Genomic DNA, 2,053 nt, shown 5'->3' with positions numbered 1-2,053 from the left:
AAAATCAACAGCCTTGTTTTACAGAGCCTTGTATTAATAGGCATGTTTATAAAACTGTTGATTGAAGAAATGAAAGGTGTGTAAGACCCTATGACGACGGAACTAGATTTATCCAAATTTGAAAAGAAAATGAACATTCGCAATACAAATTATGAAGATATAGATGAAATCATAAAAATGCAGAATAGCTGTTTTCCTGGAATGGAGCCATGGAAGCGAGACCAGTTGGAAAGTCACCTGGACATTTTTCCTGAAGGGCAATTTGTTGCGGAATATGACGGGAAAATCGTTGGCTCTTGTTCTAGCCTGATTATAAATTTTGACGAATATGATGACCGCCATACCTGGGATGATGTTACAGACAACGGTTATATCACCAACCATAACCCAAATGGATACAATCTGTATGGAATCGAAGTGATGACTCACCCTGATTTCCGCAGGATGAAGGTTGGTTACCGTTTGTATGAAGCAAGGAAAGATCTTGTAAGACAATTGAATCTGAAAAGTATTATTATTGGAGGGAGAATTCCTAATTACCATCTGCATGCAGAAGAAATGTCACCAAGGGAATATGTACGTCAGGTTGCAACTCATAAGCTTTATGACCCTGTGCTATCTTTCCAGCTGAGAAACGATTTTACTCTCATGAGGATCAATCCGAATTATCTTCCTGATGACCTTCAATCCAATAAATACGCAACCTTGATGGAATGGAATAATGTCGACTACCAGCCGAAGTCAAAGCGTTTCTTCAAAACAAGTAATCCAGTCCGCATTTGTGTCGTTCAATATATGATGAGGCAAATCCAGTCATTCGAAGATTTTGCGCATCAGGTAGAATATTTTACAGATGTTGCTTCCGATGCTGACTCTGATTTTGCCGTATTCCCTGAACTGTTCACAGCACAGCTCATGTCCTTCCTGGATGAAAAAACACCATCACTTGCAGTCCGCAAGCTGACCGAATATACAGAGCAGTATATCGAATTGTTTACTGATCTGGCGGTTCGCTACAATGTGAATATTATCGGCGGCTCACACTTCGTAAAAGAAGATGATGATGAGATTTACAACATATCCTATCTGTTCCGCCGCGACGGAACAATTGAAAAACAGTATAAGCTTCATATCACTCCAAACGAACGCAGATGGTGGGGAATCAGCCGTGGAGACGAGGTAAAAGTTTTTGATACAGACTGCGGGAAAATTGCGATCCAGATCTGCTATGATATTGAATTCCCAGAACTTGCGAGGATTGCAACTGAAATGGGCGCTAAAATTATTTTTACACCTTTCTGTACGGAGGACCGGCAGGGTTATTTAAGAGTTCGTTACTGTTCGCAGGCACGGGCAGTCGAGAACCAGATTTACACCGTGATCTCAGGTACTGTAGGGAATCTGCCGCAAACGGAAAATATGGATATCCAGTATGCACAGTCAGGCATATTCGCACCATCAGACTTCGAATTCGCCCGTGACGGCATCGTAGGTGAAACGAACCCGAACATTGAAATGGTGATGATCGGAGATGTCGACCTCGAAGTATTGCGCCGCCAGCGCCAGGATGGTACGGTTCGCCAGTTAAAAGATCGCAGACACGATATTTACCGGATTCATTATAAAAAGTAGTAGAAGGAAAGCCTGCCATTCGGCGGGCTTTTGCTATGCATAGTGGGAGATACGGAAGGTAGTTATTTAGCCCTAAGAAGCTATAATAAGTGACGGAGAATATTAGTCCCGAATCAACACTCTTTAGCTTTGATATTCCTAACTTTCGTTTTCTATTCCTAACCCTGTTGAAATACTGGTTAATCCCATTCTTGTTAAAGTTTACGAAAAGAGTCTTGGTTAAAAAGGTTCAATTTTTATAAAAGGCTGTGTTAAAGGTCAATAATGATTAATAGCACCTCTTGATTGGAGCGGAGGGTACTCGACTCCTGCGGATTAGTGGCCAAGGTGAGACCAAGGTGAAATAATCCCATTTGCACCCCGCAGGAGCAAAGCAACGAGGAGGCTCACCTGACGCCCCTAGAAGAATTTGTTTATGAAA

The 2,053-nt window shown here is 41.9% G+C and carries 1 protein-coding gene; it reads left to right on the top strand.

The features are described 5' to 3' along the window. The first annotated feature begins 90 nt into the window (after positions 1-90). The gene (locus V7654_RS09880; protein WP_335430171.1) at positions 91-1,632 is read left to right on the top strand and encodes a bifunctional GNAT family N-acetyltransferase/carbon-nitrogen hydrolase family protein; all 1,542 of its coding nucleotides are present in this window, start codon (positions 91-93) and stop codon (positions 1,630-1,632) included. The last annotated feature ends 421 nt before the right edge of the window (positions 1,633-2,053 follow it).

It is taken from the genome of Bacillus sp. JJ1609 (genome assembly GCF_036967045.1).
GTDB lineage: Bacteria > Bacillota > Bacilli > Bacillales > Cytobacillaceae > Mesobacillus.
Note: the sequence above shows the minus strand (reverse complement) of the source record. Positions and strands in the feature narration are given on the sequence as shown.

Excerpts from the sequence above, each read along its gene's own strand:
- V7654_RS09880 (WP_335430171.1), top strand. The coding sequence starts at position 91 with ATGACGACGGAACTAGATTTATCCAAATTTGAAAAGAAAATGAACATT.